An 18,272-nucleotide genomic window follows, 5' to 3' on the forward strand; every position below is an offset into this window, starting at 1 on the left:
GACCAGGCACGAACGTCTTACGCATGTCTGCTGTTGCTAGCGATCGCGCTGCTACGCCGAGGTGCTCGCCATGGAACGCAGCCAGTCCCCGACCCGCGAGCGCAGCCCAGGCGTAGCGTCGACGGCGATCCGGCCGGTCTGCAGCACCCACCAGATGACCACCGAAGCCAGGTACAGACCGATCATGGTCTCCTGCAGTTGCCAGGTGTAGATGAGGGCGCCACCGAAGCCGATGATGACGGCGAGCCCGATGCGGGGGAGCGGGGTGGTAGCGAGCGTGAAGGCGATAGCGACCCCCAATGCCAGCATCCCGCCGCGTCCCCCGACGAGGCCGATGATCCACGGCGCGACGTAGTCCTGGAGCTCACGGGCCGAGCCGGTGGACTCAACCGACATCGAGAGTGTCCCGGCGGTCGCCAGGATGACGGGGGTCATCGGGTAGCGCAGCCGCTCGCTCCACCGGGTGCCCTGCAGTGCCGCGATGTGGGGTGCGACGAGCCCGATCAGGACGGTCGGCACGACCACGAGGATCGAGGCGAGCAGGACGTGGTCCATAAACGGCGGGGTGGAGCCCGGTGCGGCGATCACCGTGTCGGCGAGCTGCTGGTGGATGAACGCGAACGCGAGCCCGCCGAACGCCCCGCCGGCCAGGATCCGGCCGGCCCGGCGCGCGCTGCCGGTGTCGCCGGTGGCCGCTGCGTGGTCGAGGAGCGCGGTGGCGCCGAGCCGCCCGGCGCCGATCATGGCGAGGGTCGCGAACAGGCAGGCCATGGCGAGGGCGCCGGAGTTGAACAGGACAGGGAGTTTCAGGTAGTCGTAGACGGCGCCGGGTCCGATGATGTCCAGTCCGTCGTCGAGTGCCCGCCACAGCAGCAGCCAGGCGGCGGCGAGGGGGATGCCGAGCGCGATGAGCTGCCAGATCCGCGCCCATCCGCGGCCGAGCACGCGCAGCGGATCGGCGGCGCCGTCGGCTGCCGCTGTCCCGCCGGTGCGTAGGGCGGCGGCGGGCAGGACCCGGTCGGCGGGTTGCGGCGTGTGCGGGGTCAGGGCGTAGTGCTCGTGCAGTTCCGGCGCGAGGCCGAGGGACGCGGCGGCGCCGCCGAGGACGGCGACGGCGGCGAGGTGGTCGTCGCTGATGTCGGCGGCGACGACTGCGTCGACCGCCGCGGCGGTGATCCGCTGGCGGATCGCGGTGCCTGCGGTGTGGACGTGGTCGGCGGTGAGGATGGCCGGGGGGTGCGGGTCGGGCATGACGACCGCTACCCGGTCGGTGCCGGCGAGCGCGTGCCGTGCCGCGCGGACCCGTCCGGTCAGCGCGGTGGTCTGGTCCGGGCTCAGCCCGGCCGCGGGTACTGCGGCCGAGGCGAGCAGCGCGGTGGTGAGCGACCGGTCCAGGTCGTCGCCGCCGCAGCCGGGTGGTTCCTGCATCGACAGCACCTGCCAGCCTGCGGCGGTGCGTTCGACGACCGCGATGTCGGCGGCTGCGGCGCCGACGTCGCAGACGAGCACGCAGCCGCCGTCCGGGACCGCCGGCCCGGCCGCGGCGAGCTCCGTCGCGGCCGCGACGGGAGCCGCGAGCAGCTCCACGCCCGGCAGCCCGGCGCGTCCGGCGGCCTCACGCAGCAGCGCGTGGCGGCGCGGCCCCCACCCGGCCGGTACGAGCAGGACCGCACCGGTGATCCGGTCGCCGCCGGCGGCTGTGGCGGCGACGTGGCCGAGCAGCACCGAGACCGCCTCGACCGGGTCCACCGCGTTGGCCGTGCCCGAGTTCCCGGTGGCCAGCAGCCGGTACGGGTCGGCCAGCCACGCCGCCCCGCCCGGGCCGGTGCGCCCGGCGGACAGGGCGCCGCCCGCGTGCACCCACACCCCTGACGGCAGCGTCGGCTCGCCGTCGAACAGCACCGGCACCGCCCGCCCGGCCATGCTGACAGCGGCTTTGGTCGTGGCCGTGCCGACGTCGATCGCGATTCTCATGATTGCCCCCAGCGGTGCAGTCTGCTGAACGCACGGCGCTCCCGCTGCCCCGGGCCGCACCGGTGTTCAGATGATGAAAGATCAGACCCATAGACGGGAGCCAACCGGTCATGGTTGCGCGTCAAACTGGAACACATTGCCAGCGGCTGATACGACCGACCCGGGGGACCACCGTGGACACAGCACCACCCGCACCCATCCGACCGCTGTCGGCGACCGCGGAGCAGGGCCGATGATCGCCGGGCTGTGGCGGGCCGCGGTGTCCCTGGCCGGGCTGGGCGTCATCCTCGTCGGCGTCCCCGCGGCCCTGGTCAGGTTCGCCGGGCGGCCGATCCCCGACACGTGGCCCACCGCCGCCCAATGGGAGGCGTGGGCCGCCGCCCCCGTCACCATGGCCCTGCTGCGCGACTACATGACCTGCGCGGCATGGCTCGCCTGGGCCGCGATCACCGCCGCGATCGTCCTGGAGGCCGCCGCCGCGATCACCCGGGCCAAGGCGCCCCGCCTGCGGCTGCCCGCACCGCTGCACGCCGTCGCCGCGTCGCTGGTGGGCACCGCCGTCGTCGCCATGGCCGGGCCCGCCGCCCGGGCCAGCGCCCCGCCCGCCGCCGTCGCCGACGCGACCCCCAGCACCGTGCGCGCGGCCACCGCGCCGCAGACCACCGCGCACGCCGCGCACGTCACCCTCGTCATCGGCGACTGCTCCTACCGCTACCGGGTCCACCGCGGCGACACCCTGTCGAAGATCGCCCGCACCTGCCTGGGCAAAGCCGGCCGGTGGCCCGAGATCTGGCACCTCAACAAGAACAAGTACTGGCCCAACGTCTCCGGCAAGACCCGGTTCCGCGACCCCGACGTCATCTTCCCCGGCTGGGTCCTCACCCTGCCCGCCGACGCCGTACCGCCCCCCGGCGCCACCATCGTCACGCCCCCGGCGACCAAACCCGCCCCGGCACCCAAGACCGACGCCAGTCCGGCGCCCACCGCCACCACGGCGTCCCCCCACCAGCAACCGGCCCCGAGCGTCCAGGCAACCAGCACCGACGACGGGATCACACTGCCGGGCGGATCGTTCCTGCCCTGGACCCTCGCCGCCGCCGTCCTCACCGCCTGGACCATGGTCATCGCCCACCGCCGCCGCCGCTACCGGCCCGGCGACCCCGCCACCGCCACGCCCCTGGACACACCGGCACTCATCCACACCATCCGCCGGGCGGTCCACCGCCACCAGCGACCCGACGACCCGCACACCGCGATCCCGCTCGACGACCACCCGCCGCAGACCAGCCCAGACACCCCGGCACCGGCCACACCGGACCCCGACGCGGCGAACCACACCGGACCCGCGACCCTGCCCGCCGCCCGCGGCGTACTCGTCGACACCCTCACCACCCGACACGACACCCGCGTCATCGTCACCGCCGGCACCCTCATCGCGCTGCTCGGCACCGACGCCGTCGCCCTGCAGCCATGGCCGCGCCTCACCGTCACCAACGACCTCGACCACGCCCTCAACCAGATCGAGATCCACCTCCTCGCCGTCGCCCGCCAGCACTACGACACCGACGGGCAACCCCACCCACAACCAGCGCCCGACACCGAGGCGATCCTGCTCATCGCCGACCCGCCCACCCCCGCGCAACACACCCGCGCGCACATCCTCACCGGCCTCGGCGCCACCGCAGGAGTCACCGCCCTCTGGCTCGACGACACCGCCGCCCACGACCACGACCAGCACCACCGGTCGGCCAGCCTCGACCAGGACACCGCCGCCCAACTGCTCGCCACCCTCCGCGAAGCCCACACCGGCGAACCCACACCGCACACCGACCAAGCGCCGCCGCCCGCGGCCGACGAACCGCTCGATGACGGCGACACCGACCGCCCCGACGACCACGAGGCGGACACCGCCCCGGTCGGCATACCCGTCACCACCGCTCGGCTGCGGGTCCTCGGGCGTCCCGGCATCGACGACGTCACCGCACCCGGCCGACCGCTACGCGCCAAAGCACTCGAGCTCGCCGTCTACCTCGCCTGCCACCCCAACGGGCACCGCACCCGGCAGATCGCCGAAGACCTCGACCCCGACGCCCGCGTCCACGCCGCCGACCAGCGAACCCACACCAACGTCAGCAACCTGCGCCACGTCCTCGCCCGAGCAGCCGGACCCCGCGAACGCGGCTACGTCACCCAGACCCGCGACGGCCGCTACCGGCTCGACCCCGCCACCGTCACCGTCGACCTCTGGGACTTCCACAACCTCCTGCGCCAAGCCAAGGTGGCCGAGCCCGCCGACCGGCGCCAGCTCCTGCAGCAGGCCTGCGACCTCTACCAGGGGCCGCTCGCAGACGACCACGATTACGACTGGATCGAACCCCACCGCGAAACCGTCCGCAGACGAGCCGTCGACGCACACGTCCTACTCGCACAGGAGCTCGCCGAGGACGACCTAGGGGCCGCGGCCGCTGTGATCGACAAAGCCATCACCATCGACCCCTACAACGAGAGCCTTTACCAGATGGCCATGCAGCTGAGCCACCACATCGGCGACACCGGCAACGTCGCAGTACTTCTACAACAGCTCGCTCGCCGACTTGTAGAGCTCGGAATGAGACCCACCTCAGAGATCAGAGACCTGGCAGGCAGACTCTCAACGACTACTACCGCAGCCAGCTGATCAGGATCCGGTGCCGTGTCGGCAGCCAGTCGAGTGTTCGAGGGGGGACGTGAACCCCCACACACCGCAGATCTGCGGTACCCGAGTGTTCGAGTGGTACCGCATAGGAACGATCGTTGCTGCTCAGCGGGGTGCTGTCAAAGTATATCGATGTGAGGCCGATTACGGTTTCGCGGAGGCTATTTGCCATGGTTTGGAACTTGTAGCCCAGTGAGCTGCCCTTTCATATGTCGTCAGTCGTGTTCAAGTAGCAGGGACTCGCAATGGCGATGAGTGGCCTCAGTTCAGACTCGGGTCCATGTCTGTTGGCCAGATTCGCGGACGGAGCTCGGTCCGACTGCCTCCCACGTGCCGACCATCTCCCGCGTGGTGGAGTACCGTGCACGGACGGTTCGCAGATGGGGGTGTGGAGTGGCGAAGCTTGCGGTACAGCGGCCTTTGCCGGGAGTGGAGATCCGGCTGATTGATCTGGTTTTCGGGTCGCATCCGGTAGACGAGCGGATCGTCGCCCGCTACCAGGGCCGGGGCGGCGAGGTCTTTGTGCATTGCTTAACCCACGACACACTGTTGCCGGGCCACTCGTGGAACTGGGCCCAGTCCACTGCGGCCGAGCCTCAGACATGGTGCGACGGATGCAAGCCGGTCGCCGCGGCGCAGCAGGACGCCGCAGACGAGGGCCGGCGCCAGGCCCCGCTGGTGAAGGCGTTTCGCGAGTCCGATGCACAGCTGCAGGAGCGCGTGCGGCGGTATCGGGCGATGGCGCGCCGTCGGTATCCGGCCGACATCGATGCCGCCCTGGAGCGGGCTACCGACCTGCAGATCAACGCCGCACACGGCGTGTGCGAGTCTGCGACCTCTGTAATCCTGGCGATGATCGAAGCGCGGTACGGGCAGCAGGATCGTGAGCTGGTCACGGCGCTCGTCGATCGGCGCCTTGTCACCCGCGCAAACCGTGCACCGGCCGCAGCGATCGAAGCAGTCCAAGCCGCGGACGACCTCGGTACGAATGTCTACGCGGCGGCCGACCGCGTCGCCGCCATGCTCCGTCGGGCGGAGGTTCCCGTGCCTCTGGTCGAACTCGGCCTTGTCGGCGCCTCATACCACAGCCTCCAGGCTGGCAGCGGCACCTACGCTCCGTCGGACACAGGCCCGTGGACGGGCGAGACCGTACGCAAGCTCAGCAGACTGCTGCAGTTGTCGGGGCGGGCGCGGGCCACGATGGACCCGGCGATCCTGCCTTAACTGCCTCAACCGCTGCCAGGTCGCGGATACCGCGCTGTCGAGTTCGCTCGCGCAAGATCGGTAACCACTTCCCCGCCCCCCGGGGTAGTGGTCCTGGCAGTACTGGCAAGCCATCGCTGTGTCGGGTCAATAGCCGTGCTGCCCGGTCCTGGTGAACTCGTCGATCGGCCAACGCTGGCAGCGCGTCCGGCGAAGCGACGGCAGGGCCAGTGCGCCATCTCGCCGAGGTATGGGTCACTACGCTGTAGCGGTGGCTGCACCGGTCAAGCTGAGCAGACTCCGCGCGGAGATTGCGGGGGCGCTGTCTGCCAACGTGAAATCGTATGACCTTCCCGGAGTCTGCCGGCGTTACGGCTTGACCACCCACGACAGCGACGAGACCCGGCAGAGCGCTTTCCGGAGCAAGAGCGTCTTCGTCAACCTGCTGACCAGCGAGCTGGATCTCGCACAGTTACTCACCCTCGCCCACCGCATCGTCGAAGACTACGAAGTACCCGACCTGGAGGAACTCCTCGACGCCAACGGCGTGGGCGTCACCGGCGAGTTCAAGAACCTGATCTTTGGGGCCAATGGTCCGAAGCCGCAGATCATCTTTCGGGACGCCATCAACAATGACATCGAAGTAGTCAGGAACGCGCAGTATTGCCTGATCTTCGACCGACCGCTGGGCCCGCAAGGGCTGACTTGGTCGGAGCTGGTGTCGTGGTGGATGGCCTTCCATGGCCGTGGCGAGGCGGCCGATCTCAAGCCGGCGGCTCGAACGCTCTACAAGCGGCTTGCCGAGTCGTTGGATTCCCCTCCGGAGAGGCTGCTCTTCAAGGCCTATTGCGCGCTGTACGAGACCCATGGGTTCCACATTCCGGCCCTGATCCCGCAGGTTTACCTTCATTACGATCCGTACGTCAGGCGGGACCTTATGTTCAGTGGAGACATCGGGCGCCAGCGAATGGACTTCCTCCTTCTCCTGCCTGGCCGCGTTCGCGTCGTGCTGGAAGTGGATGGGGTCCAGCACTACGCGCGGCCAGACGGGCAAGCAAACCCGCAGCTGTATAGCGAGATGGTCGCCGAAGACCGGAACTTGCGACTGGCCGGTTATGAGTTGTATCGGTTCGGCGGTTACGAACTCAGCCCCGCTGCGGGTGGCGCTGAGATGCTGACGAAGTTCTTCCAGGCGCTCCTGCAACGTCACAATGCGATAAGTGGCGGGGTCTTGTGAATCATCCCAGGTCGGCGGTTGGCGGCTCGCCGTCGACGTGTCGGTCGTGGTGAGTATGGTCGGTTCGTGGCTGTTCGTGGCAGCATCCCGTCCCAGGCGCGAGTCGCCGTTCCATCCTGGCTGTGGGGCGGAGCGCCCGACGACTACTTCGCCCGCGCCAGCCTGCATGCGCGCCAGGATCCCTCGTCATCCATGCTGCTGGTGCAGACGGATGAAAGGTACCGCCGCGTCAAACCAGAACTCGTGGAGTCCTACTACATCGGCGGACCGGCTAAACGCCGACCGGATTTCGACCTTCTCGCGAGGCACGCCGCCAAGAACACTGTCGACTCTGGCGTGCCCGACGCTGTGACACGTGCGCAGCTCGCCGACGTCGAGGGCAGGTTCCAGCAGACGCAGGATCTCGTTGACAGGTTCTACTTTCACCAGCTTCAAACCATGGTCGCAGGCAAGGATGAGGTCGCAGACGTCGTGGCCACCCTCCATGCGACGCTAATCGCCCTGGAGTCGGCCTCAGATCCAGCCCACAAGCCATTCCAGGATGCCAGCGTTCACCTGGTGCGCAGATCGGACGCGCTGCTGCATCGCGCCAAGCTCATCGCTGTGCTACTGCGGATCGAGCATGACGATCTGCTACGCAGCGGCGACATCGCGAACCTGAAGGTGCAGAGCGCGGCCGGGGACGTCGTGTTCGCCAGCGGCGACGGCCTACTGGAAGGCTTGATCTTGTTCGACGCCTATCTAGGCCCGCTCCTCGGCGCGCTCACACCTGCCGTATGGGGATTCTCCGTCCACCGAGCGTCGGGCACCGTCATCTACAACCTCGGCCGCACAGTGTCCGGCACCCGCCAGGGCGCGGCCGAAATGCTCCAACTTCTACCCAGCCACAGCCCGGGTCTCCAGACCTGGAAATCGCCCGAGACCAGCCACGAAGCGTATGCGCAGGCGATCACCTGGTGGACCGACCAACTGAACAAGATCTTCGGAGTACTCACCGACCCCGCAGTCTTTACCGACAGCGCGGGAGCCTACTCCCCAGCGAAGCATCAACAGGCGCTACTGACGATCGAGCAGCTGTTCCGCCGCGTCAGCTCGATCCAGACCTCACACCGCGACGGCCACGCACGCCGCGTCCTGCTGTTCACGGTGCTCGACACGATCGAGCGCCTCACCGGCCGTCCGATCGAGAAGAATTGCGCAGCGTCCTTCGCCGCCAAGACCCTCGACCGCATCCGGAGCACCTTGCCACCAGCCGCCGCACCCGTCCTGCTGTCAGCAGCCGAGCGTGCCGTCAGGGCGCTGGAGGAAGTTCAGCAAGGGTTCTTCATCAAGCCTTCGTCTAACAGGGGTCTGCTGCACCGATAGGTGACAGGTGTAGTCACGCGGCCTGACTGGCCTGTGGGGTCATGATGGTCTCGAACTCGATAGGGGTCAACTTGCCTAGCGGGCGCTGGCGTCGACGGCGGTGGTAGGTGCGCTCGATCCAGGTCACGATCGCGGTGCGCAGCTGTTCACGGGTGGCCCAGGTGCGGCGGTCCAGGACGTTGTTCTGCAGCAGGCCGAAGAACGACTCCATGGCCGCGTTGTCGCCGGCGGCTCCGACCCGGCCCATCGAGCCGAGCATCCGGTGCCGGTGCAGCGCGCCGACGAACTTCCTTGATCGGAATTGGCTGCCGCGGTCGGTGTGCAGAACGCATCCGGCCACGCCGTTGCGGCGGGCGACGGCGTTGTTCAGCGCGTTCACGGCCAGCCGGGACTTCATGCGCGAGTCGATCGAGTAGCCGACGATCCGGTTGGACCAGACGTCCTTGACCGCGCACAGGTACAGCTTGCCCTCGCCGGTGCGATGTTCGGTGATGTCGGCAAGCCACAGCCGGTTCGGCCCGGCGGCGGTGAAGTCCCGGCGCACGAGGTCGTCGTGGACCGGCGGACCGACCTTGCGGCCCTTGCCACGCCGTTTGCGGGCGAAGGCGCTGAACCAGCCACCGCTGGAGCAGATCTTCCACGCGGTCCTGTCGGCCATCGGCTGCCCGGCCGCGGCGGCCTCGTCGGCCAGGAACCGGTACCCGAACTCCGGATCGTCGCGGTGAGCGTCGAACAGCGCGTCGGCTCGCCACGCCTGCGTGTACTCAGCCAGGGTGACCGGTTCGGCAAGCCACCGGTAGTAGTGCTGGCGGGAGATCTTCAGTACCCGGCACGTCACCGCGACGGGGATGCCGTCGGCGGCCAGATCCTTCACGAGCGGGTAGATCCTTTTCCCGGCAGGTGCGCCTGCGACAGGTAGGCCGCAGCCCGGCGCAGGACCTCGTTCTCCTGTTCGAGGAGCCTGATCCGCTTGCGCGCCTCGCGGAGCTCTGCAGACTCGGTGCTGCTCACGCCGGGTCTGGTCCCGGCGTCGACGTCGGCGGCGCGCAGCCACTTGAACAACGTCATCGGATGCACGCCGAAGTCATTGGCGATCTGCTCAACCGTCACGCCGGCATCACGGTTTTGCGCGACCCGCACGACATCGTCACGGAACTCACGGGGGTAGGGCTTGGGCACAGCGACATCCTTCCAGCCTGCCCACAGGGCAAGCCATCTCGAATGTCACCTATCGGTGCAGCAGACCCCAGCGGCGCTGCGTCGGCGCATGAAGTTGCCGGCTTGTCTCTGCCCGACGCGGCGGCCAGGTATATCAAGATCCTGCGCGACGCCACTCACGGCCACGGCAGCAACAGAGCGGCCAACACCGTGATCACAAACACGCTGCTCGCACACCACGACGGCCAGCTATCCCACGACCTGCCGCTCCTGGGATACCTTTACCTGCTCGACATCCTGACACGGCCAAACGACCTTGCCCCTACCTTCTACCGCAACGGCAGCATATGACCGCCGATGACGTAGGCGAGAACCCGGACTGATCGGTGACCGTGCTAGGTGTTGATTTCAGGTAGTAGTCGCCATGGCCCCTTCCGGGAAACTTTCCCCCCGACGTGCTGGGTGTGCGTGTTTGCATCAACCAGGGCGATGCGGTTGCCGTCGTACAGGAAGGTCGCGGAGTAGGAGCGACTGAACGGTTCACCTGTGTCAGGCCATTCGTGATTCCGCATGGTGGTGTGCTTCTCGGCCAGAATCGTCCAGAGCAGGCACTGGCCGTTGGCCTTCAGGGCCGACCCTAGGGTCGATGCCTTGATGTGGACGGAGTCTGGGCCGATCGTGCGCGCGGCGAAAGCCTCAACCTCGGTTTCGCTGGTGATGCCCCATCGGAAATCGCCGACACGCTGTAGGCCGATGACACGGCAGAACTCGGTCGATGGCATGAAGGTGAAGAGGTGCTTGCTATGTGACTGGTCCCAGTCCGTGGCGACCCCGCCGTACCTGGTGGTCGTGATAGTGAATTCGCCGGGCGGACGCTTGCGGCCGTGCAACCGACCGTGGCGGCCCTCGAGCAGCGGCCAGTCCGAGCGGTACGGGTGGTCGGCGAGGAGCAGGCCGGTAGGACTGCCCGATTCGGGCATCCAGCGGCCGTCGAAATCTTGGCCCTTCGCCCATTGCTTCCATCGCTCTAGCTGGTCAGTGCTGACGAGGTAGGAGCGGATCTGTGCCCACGTGACGTGATGAGGGCTTCTAACGGCCTCGTCCTCGGGCAGCTGAACCTGCGACCATTGGTAATGACCTTCCAAAACAAGCCACTTCTGGCCCGAGTCGTCGGTACTGGCCAGCAGCTGGTCCACGGGCGGACTGTGGTCGTCATGGGTGGGCCAGGCGGCGTCGAGGTGGACAGGGAACGTGGCCTTAGCTGGGGCAAACCATGTGCTCGGAGTATCCGCGTAGACGCGGTTTTCGCTGCGCTGCAACAGCATTGTGGGGTCGATGTCGTGGCCGTAGACGTCGAGGGGCGTGTCGTAGGCCGTTCGATGGTCGTCGCGGTTTCCCGGGTCCAGGCCGAAGCGGTCCGTCATGCGGCCGGCGATCTGGCGAAGGGCTATCCAGGTGTACTTCTGGGCGTAGCCCTCGTGCTTCTTGCCGTCGGCGGACGACGGCCGGGGAAGGTTCCTGTCGATGGCGTTGAAGAGTTCCGGTGTCCAGCCGAGTTCCAGTACGCGGTCGAAGACCATTCGGGCAAGGTGATCGGCGTCGAACTCGCTGCGGAGGTTGAAGCTGCGGATCACGGAGCTGATGACGTATTTTCGGAAGTCGTCGAAGTCTGACATCACCAGGTGGCTGACGGTGCTGTACTTGTAGTCAGGGCCGTCGGACAGGGCGTCGATCTCGGCTTCGCTGCGGCATGCGGTTTGCCACGTGGAGGCGTACGGCGGGGTGATGAGCTGTTCGATGTCGTCGACGCCGCCGGTCCAGCCGTGGGTGAGCGCCGCTTGCAGGGTGCGCCGGGCGTAGTCGCGGCTCAGGAGGTTCTCTGGCCAGTATCGGCGCGCGAGGGTGAAGTCCTGTACGGCTTGGGCGACGGCGAAGGCGGTTGCCGGCTCGAGGCTTCGCTGGGCGATGCCGCAGCCGACGGCGAGGAGGCGTTCCTCGATGTAGTCGTCGTCAACGGTTTGGAAGTCCTTCATAACCTGGGCGTATACGTGCGGTGCGCGATCCAGGAGTGCTGTGAGGGCTTTCGTGCTGTTGTCGCGGGTCGGTCGGTGCGACGAGGAAAGTGCCCAGGTGAGGATGAGCGCCACCAGGTGCCGTATCTCGTCGGTTGCTGCGGTGCTGGCATCGGACCATGCCCAGTCGATCAGCACCGGCAGGTGGCCGCCGAACTCGTCCTGACGGTCGCAGAAGAACGACCATGTTGCGTCGCGATCGGGCATCGGCATGGCCGATAGGTATTGGTGCAGCCATTGTGCGTTCAGGGCGTGGCCAGGTAGCGCCGCGATCTGTAGGAACGTGTTGAAGGTGGCGTCGTCGAAGTCCACGTTGTCTTTGATGGCCAGGACGAGTTCGACGGTGCGGTCGCTGATGGCGGAAGGGTTGCGCCAGGCGAGGCTGAGCAGGAAGTCGTTGTGTGCCGCATAGTGGAATTCGGTCGGTTCGATCCCTGCCAGGTCGATGGCTTCGACGCCGTGGGTTTCGGGCAGCACGGACGCCAACGCCTGCAGCACTCCGGAGTGCTGGTACCAGCGGTCGGCGAGCGTCTGGACCTCGGTCTTGATGTCGGGTAGGTCTTTGGACGCTATGAGTCGAGCTAGGGCGATGTCGCCCAGACGCTCATAGCCGAACCTGATGAATGAGTTGCGTTCGACGAGCAGTTCGGCGAAGACCGCCTCTTTCAGCAGCCCGTTGAGAAGGCTCCGGCTCCACGTCCTACCTGGTAGCAGGGTGGAGGTGATCGCCTCCACGTCAGGCTTGGGCAGCCGCCTTCCGGCCTCCTGCATCCTGGCCGCGACCAGTTCTGCGGACTTGCGAGCCAGCTCGGTGGACGGGTCGTAGTCGCATCGGGTGTCGGCACTGAGCCGAGCGTCCATCGCGTCGAGGAAGCTGTCGTAGATCCAGGTCGTTCCGATACCTGTCCGTGGGAAACGATGCTCGCCGCGCTGCTGCAGGGTGGTGCAGAGAAGCTTGAGGAAGAACGGGTTGGTGAACTCCGGGTCCAGCAACGGGAACGTGGGACGTTCGATGCCGTACCAGTCGAGAAACTGCCGTATCGCGCTTGGCGCGACTTCTTCGAAACCTACGTGCCGGAACTGCTGGAAACGGTCTTGAAGCTCACCGGGCAGCGTTTCCGCAAGGAATTCGGTCCGACATGACAGGACGAGCCGCAAGCGAGGGCGCCCGCTGATCTCGTTGAGCAGACTGCCCAGGTACTTGCGCCATAAAGCGCGGTCAGTCGACTCGTTGACAGCGTCGATGATCACCAGACCTATCTCGTCCACCGCCTGGCAGGCCGCGTCGAAGGTCGCCAGAAGGTGCGGGGCGGGGCCGTCGAAGCCGATGATCCGGCACAAATCTGCGTCGATCGGCCCTTTCTCGAACTGCTCACCCAGGACGACCAGCGTCGGCAGCCCTCTGGCAACCCGTTGCTTGGCGACATCGCAGAGGAGGTGGGTTTTGCCAGATCCCCCGGTCCCGGTAATGAGCACCGCTGAGCTTTCCCAGCTGCGCCAGGCACGACCTACGTGCAGGTCGCGAATTGCATCGACCGCCTCTCGGATCCTCGAAGCTTGAGAGTAGAGACTGGCGGCATTGCCGGTGTAAAGGTGATCCCGAAGGCTATGGCGCTGCAACAGGACATCCACCTGCCCCAGAGCTTCCGCCGCCGCGGATATGGGGGGCCGCAGGTCTGGCAGGTCACCGGTTGGCTCGCGTGACTTGTTCACCGCCTCCGCAACCGCACCATCGAGTTGATCGAGGGCGGCGTCGAGGTGTCGAAGGGCGGGCTCGAACAGGTCCGGGCGTTCGGAGGGGACCGACGGGCCATAGGCCCCCCGTGCCGCCCGCAGCCCGCCGAGGCCGCGCCGGAGGAGAGTCTCGAACTCCGTCGTGTGCCCGAGTCCCTCAAATGCCTCGGCTAGGGGTAGTTCCACGTTGAGCTCGGGCGTGTACCGGCCTCCCGCGTCGGCCTCCGCGCGGGCGGCGATCTCCGTATAGCGTTGCGGAGAGAACCCGTCGAGATCAAACCAGTAGTGCAAGTGGCCCACAAGAGACGGCTGCATAAGCCGCTGTTTCAACTGGAGCTCACCGAGATACTCGAACTCCACGGACAGTCCCGCCTCCAGCGCGGCGGCCCGCCATTCTTCGACGTGTTCGGTCCATTTGGTGAACGCGCTCTTGACTGGGCTGCCCTTCCGTTCGGTATCGCCAGCCGGCCGGTCGTACGGCAGGACCACGTAGTAGCGAGAGAGCGTCGGCTCCCTGGTGAGGGCACGTCTGACAGATTTGTCGATCTGAGAAAACTCACTGTCACCAAGTTCGAACAGGTACTTGGCCTGCCAGCACCACGTTGAGCCGTCCAGCAGCAAGCCTCGCCCTTCCCGCCCACCGTCCGGATTGCCGAAGGTTTGAAACGTCGTCCCCTCGGGCCAGACGACCAACCCGCCGTCGATCATCATCAGCGACGTGAAATCCTCGAATCCGTCGGCCTGCGAGCCTGATGGCGCCTTGCCACGGATCCGGCGAAAGTCGATCTCTGGAAGAGGCATCAGCGAATCACCTCAGACGCAAGATGTGAGACGGCCTGCGCATGAGCAACCTTGATAGCCCAGCCCCGGTCGACGTCCTTACCGTAGATGGCGACCGGCTCCACAAGGACACACCCTTGGCCGATGCACAGGAAGGCAGCCGCAGATACGAGGAGGCAACGCACCGCCGCAGCTTACCTTCGAAAATACAAAGCTCCCCTGCTCGAGACATGGCCTAACGACATTCGAGATACGGCCTAACGCCAGTCGATCAGCCCGAACGGCTGCCCGGAGCGGAACAGGTCAACGCCGGCGACGGTGTACGGGACGGTGTTGTGCGGGAGCATGTCGAGGGGAAACCATTCGATCTTCGCGCACTTGTGCGGTTCGGCGTTGAACGGTTCGCCCTGCCGCTCGGGTGCGGATTCGGCGGTGAAGATGATTCCGATTCGGCGTGCGCCTTCGGGGTTGCGGCAGTGGACCGTGGCCGTGTGGTGGATCTCGGCCGGGTCGAGTCGGATGCCGATCTCTTCGTGGGTTTCGCGGATGAGGGCGTCGATGAGGGTTTCGTCGGCTTCGAGTTTGCCGCTGGGGAGGTTGTACTGGCCGTCGGCGTAGCCGGTGCCGTCGCGTAGTGCCAGCAGGACGTGATCGCCTCGGGTGAGGATGAGGAGTACGTCGACGATGCTGGTGTACGGCATCCGCCGACCTTAACGTGCGCCCCCACGCAGTAGCGGATCGACGCGCTCGGCGACCCAGGCGACCCGTTGGGCGACGCTCAGGCCGAGCGGCAGGTCCAGGACGGGTGCCCCGGACGAGGTACACGCGTTGTGGACTGCTCGCGCGGTTTCGTCCTGGAGGTGGGCGACCTTGGCCCGGAAGGGGTCGTTGGGCTGGTCGTATCGGTCCGGGCAGTAGACGACGGCGTCGTAGGTGTAGGACCATGCGGCGCAGAATGCCGTCATGGCCCCCACCACCGCTGCCTCCCGGGTACCCGGTTCTGGTTTGAGGAGCATGTCGGCGTACGCGGCGACGTTCATGATCGTTTTGTCGCAGATGAGGAGTTCGTGGTGGCGGGCCGCCCGGAGCTGGGTGGTGAGTTGGGCGCCGAACAGGTCGACCTCGAACGGCAGATCGAACTCGCCGCGCTTGAAGATCACGGTTTCTTCGGCGAAAGGGCTGGTGCGGGCGGGTTCGCCGGTGCAGGCGACGTTGACGCCGCGTTCGCGGTAGTTGGCGGTGAGGGCGTGGACGAGGGTGGTCTTGCCGCAGGCGTGGGTTCCTTCGATGGCGACGATGATGCAGTCACGCATCGGCATGGGGGCTCCTCAGCAACTGTTGGAAGGTGGGGGTGGTGATCCAGTCGAACTCGCCGCGGAGCTGGTCGGAGAGCATCTGGTTGGTGTTGAGCGTGCTGGTCCAGGTGCCGTGGTCGCGGGCGCGCAGGGCCACCAGGGCGGTGGAGAGGCTGTGGCGGAGGTTGAGGACGGTGACGCGCTCGCGTGCCTCTGTGTCGCGGGTGGTGAGCCAGTCGCGGTGTAGTGCGGTCATGGATTTGCGGGCGAGTTCGGGTTGGGTGACGTCGAGGTCGAGTTCGGTGCACACGTCGACGAGGCGGCGGGACTGGCCGGTGAGGATGGCTCCGGCGTCGTAGCGGGTGTCGGTGACCTTGTGGTCGGTGCGCCGGTCGCGCCACGCCTGCTGGGCGGTGCGGATCGCTTGCGGGACGTTGTCGGTGTTGGCGGCGAGGACCGCGAGGTCGCTGGAGAGCTGGTGCCCGGTGACGAAGTCGGCATGGCTGAGCGCCGCGCTGAGGTCGTGGGCGGCGAGGTCGATCAAGTCAGGGCGTTCGGTGTCGTCGTCGAGGTAGACGCTGGTGTACCCCCAGCGCGCTGCGGTGAGGTCGGCGGCGGTGCGGCGGTGGGGGATTTCGACCCAGGCGATCGAGTAGCAGAACGGCCGGTTCCCATTTTTGATCTTGTAGTTTTTGGACCACTCGACGTCCACCGACGCGGCCAGGAGGGTCCGGGCGCGGCGGGTGAGGGTGGCGCCGGGTCCGCCGACGTTGCTGCGCACGATCATCGTCTTCTCCCTCTACGGTCATGTCCGCCACCATGCTGTTGATGGCGGACATGACGCTAACGGGGCCGGTCAGGCGGCCGGTGCGCGACCCGCCGCCGGTTCCAGCAGGTCCCACGCGGCATGGTCGACCGCAGCTGGCACCTTGAAGGTTCCCGGCCAGCGAAATCGGCCTGCGTGTACGGCCGCGACCAGGCCGATCGCCAGGCACCGGGCCAGACTGGCCGCGGCCAGCCGGGATGCCGCGCCGGGGTCGATGGGGCCGGTCAGGATTGGCGGGTCGAGGGGTACGTCCAGGGTGGGCCGGTTGGCGGGGTCGACGTCGTGGCAGGTGTCCACCATCCGGGTGACTCCGCGTTCCCGTACGGTCCGGTCGGCCCACGCCTCGCTGACGCCCTCCACCCCCGGCTGCCGCCGGTCGGCGAGTTTGACGGCTGTGAGGAGGTCTGCCTCGAAGTGGTGCCCGGCGAGGATCGACGCGTGCCGCCGAGCCCCGACCAGCACCTGGTCCAAGTGCCGCAGCTGGTCCCCGGTCCCGTCGGCGGACTCGATCACGGTAGTCCAGAACCCGATGGTCAGCGACTGCTCGTCCACGTCCAGGACGGCGGCAGGGCGAATGCGCAGGTGCACCACCGACACCGACACCGGTATCGTCGGTTCGCCGACGGCCCAGTCGACTGCGACGGCTGTGAGCAGGTGCTGTTTCGTGCCGAAGGGTCGGAACTCTGCTCCGTAGGCGCCGTCGGGCCAGGACAGGTTAGTGAAGCTGCGCATCGCCGGCCCCGGTGTGCTCGACGGTCTTGATGCTGGCGCCGAGGTATTTCGCGTAGTGGTTGCGCTTGAACCGGTACCGCTGCCAGATCTGCGTGATCGGTTCTTCCAGGACGTTGCCGAGGGGTTCGAGGAGGTCCTTGCCGTCGTAGACCGGCCATGCGCTGGCGTTGCCGTTGACCTCCACCAGGATCATGTGCCCCTCGGTGTGCTCGTTCCACACCGTCATCCGCAGCGCCGGCCGCCAGTCGTGGACCATGCGTAGGTTCGTCAGCCGGTCGAAGGTCTGGTTCGCCTCCGCCTCGGTGATGAACTCGTTCTCCGCGAGGTCCAGGGCGTTGCCCTTGCGCAAGGGCAGGATCATCTTGACCTTGCCCGCGCCGAGCACGTCGGCGATCTGGCACGTGAACGGCAGTGCGTCCAGGGTGGAGCGGTACACCACCGCCGACAGCGACAGCGGGATACCCGCCTGCTGGAACGCCCGCACCCCGGCCATCACCTCGTCGTAGTCACCCCGCACCCGGTTGGTCGTCGAGCGCGGCCCTTCCAAGCCGACGTTCACGTAGGCGACCTTCCCAGCCATGCGTTGGGCATGCTGCAGACCGCGGGTCGCGTTGGTCGGGATGCCGAGGATGAATCCCTGGTACATGTCCACGATGTCGCCGAAGTCCCGACGCAGCAGCGGTTCACCGCCGGACAGGAACACCCGCTGCGCTCCCGCGAGATTCCCCCGGATCGTGTCGAGCTGGGCCAGGGTCGGGTCGGGCAGCTGCAGCGTCTCGGAGCAGAACGAGCAGTCGAAGTTGCACCGCTTCGTTACCTGCAAGATCACCGACAGTGGCGCCTTCGACGCCGCGACCAGGTCGTCGAGGGACTCGCCGGGTTTGAGGGCGAAATGATGCCCAGCGCCGAAGACGACCGGGCCAGTGGTTTCCGGGTTACGCGGCGGGACGACGGGGGTCCCGAGGATCGTGGGCATCGCTTCCTCCATGGGTGCATACCGCACCACGGTGTGGCGGGCGGCGGGTTGAGGTGCCTGATCGTGCGTGGGTGGTGATGGTTCCCGGCCCTACCGAGTGCGCCGAACGGCCGGACTGGCGCAGCGGAGCTCTTTTACTCGTCGTGCTGGGAGAAGTCCCTGCTCTTCTGTTCATCTCCTTCCGTCGGATCCCTCGCCCCATGGCGCGGCAGGCCGCCAGGACGC

Annotated in this window: 13 protein-coding genes; 5 read left to right on the forward strand and 8 right to left on the reverse strand. The window is 67.2% G+C overall.

Annotation, left to right across the window (positions count from 1 at the left end):
- Positions 1-51 precede the first annotated feature (51 nt).
- On the reverse strand, positions 52-1,974 hold the full coding sequence (locus F4553_RS39810; RefSeq protein ID WP_184846908.1) for an Hsp70 family protein: 1,923 nt from the start codon (positions 1,972-1,974) through the stop codon (positions 52-54).
- A 232-nt stretch (positions 1,975-2,206) separates the two neighbouring features.
- On the opposite strand from F4553_RS39810, the gene F4553_RS39815 reads away from it, so the two are divergent.
- From F4553_RS39815 to F4553_RS39830, 4 genes are all read left to right on the forward strand, one after another.
- On the forward strand, positions 2,207-4,651 hold the full coding sequence (locus F4553_RS39815; RefSeq protein WP_184846910.1) for a BTAD domain-containing putative transcriptional regulator: 2,445 nt from the start codon (positions 2,207-2,209) through the stop codon (positions 4,649-4,651).
- A 411-nt stretch (positions 4,652-5,062) separates the two neighbouring features.
- Positions 5,063-5,893, forward strand: coding sequence for a hypothetical protein (locus F4553_RS39820; protein ID WP_184846912.1), 831 nt, complete (start codon positions 5,063-5,065; stop codon positions 5,891-5,893).
- Positions 5,894-6,143: 250 nt separating this feature from the next.
- Complete coding sequence (locus tag F4553_RS39825; protein ID WP_184846914.1) at positions 6,144-7,109, forward strand: hypothetical protein; 966 nt, start codon at positions 6,144-6,146, stop codon at positions 7,107-7,109.
- Positions 7,110-7,175: 66 nt separating this feature from the next.
- Positions 7,176-8,474: a hypothetical protein gene (locus F4553_RS39830; protein ID WP_184846916.1), complete on the forward strand. Its 1,299-nt coding sequence runs from the start codon at positions 7,176-7,178 to the stop codon at positions 8,472-8,474.
- 13 nt (positions 8,475-8,487) lie between these two features.
- On the opposite strand, the gene F4553_RS39835 is transcribed toward F4553_RS39830, so the two are convergent.
- Positions 8,488-9,653 (reverse strand): IS3 family transposase gene (locus tag F4553_RS39835; protein WP_184830570.1). Its coding sequence is split into 2 segments (ribosomal slippage): positions 8,488-9,366 and positions 9,369-9,653, totalling 1,164 coding nucleotides; the frame shifts between segments, so codons are not numbered across the junction.
- On the opposite strand from F4553_RS39835, the gene F4553_RS42740 reads away from it, so the two are divergent.
- Positions 9,546-9,983, forward strand: coding sequence for a hypothetical protein (locus tag F4553_RS42740; protein ID WP_184847540.1), 438 nt, complete (start codon positions 9,546-9,548; stop codon positions 9,981-9,983). The two genes, F4553_RS39835 and F4553_RS42740, sit on opposite strands and share 108 nt — an antisense overlap.
- Before the next feature lie 44 nt (positions 9,984-10,027).
- Here F4553_RS42740 and F4553_RS39845 read toward each other — a convergent pair whose 3' ends face one another.
- From F4553_RS39845 to F4553_RS39870, 6 genes are all read right to left on the reverse strand, one after another.
- The gene (locus F4553_RS39845) at positions 10,028-14,239 is read right to left on the reverse strand and encodes an NACHT domain-containing protein (RefSeq protein ID WP_184846918.1); all 4,212 of its coding nucleotides are present in this window, start codon (positions 14,237-14,239) and stop codon (positions 10,028-10,030) included.
- Between the two features lie 236 nt (positions 14,240-14,475).
- Complete coding sequence (locus F4553_RS39850; protein WP_184846920.1) at positions 14,476-14,919, reverse strand: NUDIX hydrolase; 444 nt, start codon at positions 14,917-14,919, stop codon at positions 14,476-14,478.
- 9 nt (positions 14,920-14,928) lie between these two features.
- On the reverse strand, positions 14,929-15,537 hold the full coding sequence (locus tag F4553_RS39855; protein ID WP_184846922.1) for an AAA family ATPase: 609 nt from the start codon (positions 15,535-15,537) through the stop codon (positions 14,929-14,931).
- On the reverse strand, positions 15,524-16,300 hold the full coding sequence (locus F4553_RS39860) for a hypothetical protein (RefSeq protein ID WP_184846924.1): 777 nt from the start codon (positions 16,298-16,300) through the stop codon (positions 15,524-15,526). Before F4553_RS39860 ends, F4553_RS39855 begins: the two co-directional genes overlap by 14 nt.
- Before the next feature lie 69 nt (positions 16,301-16,369).
- Positions 16,370-17,071: a hypothetical protein gene (locus F4553_RS39865; RefSeq protein ID WP_184846926.1), complete on the reverse strand. Its 702-nt coding sequence runs from the start codon at positions 17,069-17,071 to the stop codon at positions 16,370-16,372.
- A complete protein-coding gene (locus F4553_RS39870; RefSeq protein WP_184846928.1) occupies positions 17,055-18,047 on the reverse strand; it encodes a radical SAM protein in 993 nt (330 codons plus the stop codon). The genes F4553_RS39865 and F4553_RS39870 overlap by 17 nt, the downstream gene beginning before the upstream one ends.
- Positions 18,048-18,272 lie beyond the last annotated feature (225 nt).

The sequence above is a fragment of the Allocatelliglobosispora scoriae genome (assembly GCF_014204945.1).
Taxonomy (GTDB): Bacteria; Actinomycetota; Actinomycetes; order Mycobacteriales; family Micromonosporaceae; genus Allocatelliglobosispora; species Allocatelliglobosispora scoriae.

Coding starts and splice junctions, on each gene's coding strand:
- F4553_RS39810 (WP_184846908.1), bottom strand. CDS start 1,974: ATGAGAATCGCGATCGACGTCGGCACGGCCACGACCAAAGCCGCTGTC.
- F4553_RS39815 (WP_184846910.1), top strand. CDS start 2,207: ATGATCGCCGGGCTGTGGCGGGCCGCGGTGTCCCTGGCCGGGCTGGGC.
- F4553_RS42740 (WP_184847540.1), top strand. CDS start 9,546: ATGCACGCCGAAGTCATTGGCGATCTGCTCAACCGTCACGCCGGCATC.
- F4553_RS39845 (WP_184846918.1), bottom strand. CDS start 14,239: ATGCCTCTTCCAGAGATCGACTTTCGCCGGATCCGTGGCAAGGCGCCA.
- F4553_RS39850 (WP_184846920.1), bottom strand. CDS start 14,919: ATGCCGTACACCAGCATCGTCGACGTACTCCTCATCCTCACCCGAGGC.
- F4553_RS39855 (WP_184846922.1), bottom strand. CDS start 15,537: ATGCCGATGCGTGACTGCATCATCGTCGCCATCGAAGGAACCCACGCC.
- F4553_RS39860 (WP_184846924.1), bottom strand. CDS start 16,300: ATGATCGTGCGCAGCAACGTCGGCGGACCCGGCGCCACCCTCACCCGC.
- F4553_RS39865 (WP_184846926.1), bottom strand. CDS start 17,071: ATGCGCAGCTTCACTAACCTGTCCTGGCCCGACGGCGCCTACGGAGCA.
- F4553_RS39870 (WP_184846928.1), bottom strand. CDS start 18,047: ATGCCCACGATCCTCGGGACCCCCGTCGTCCCGCCGCGTAACCCGGAA.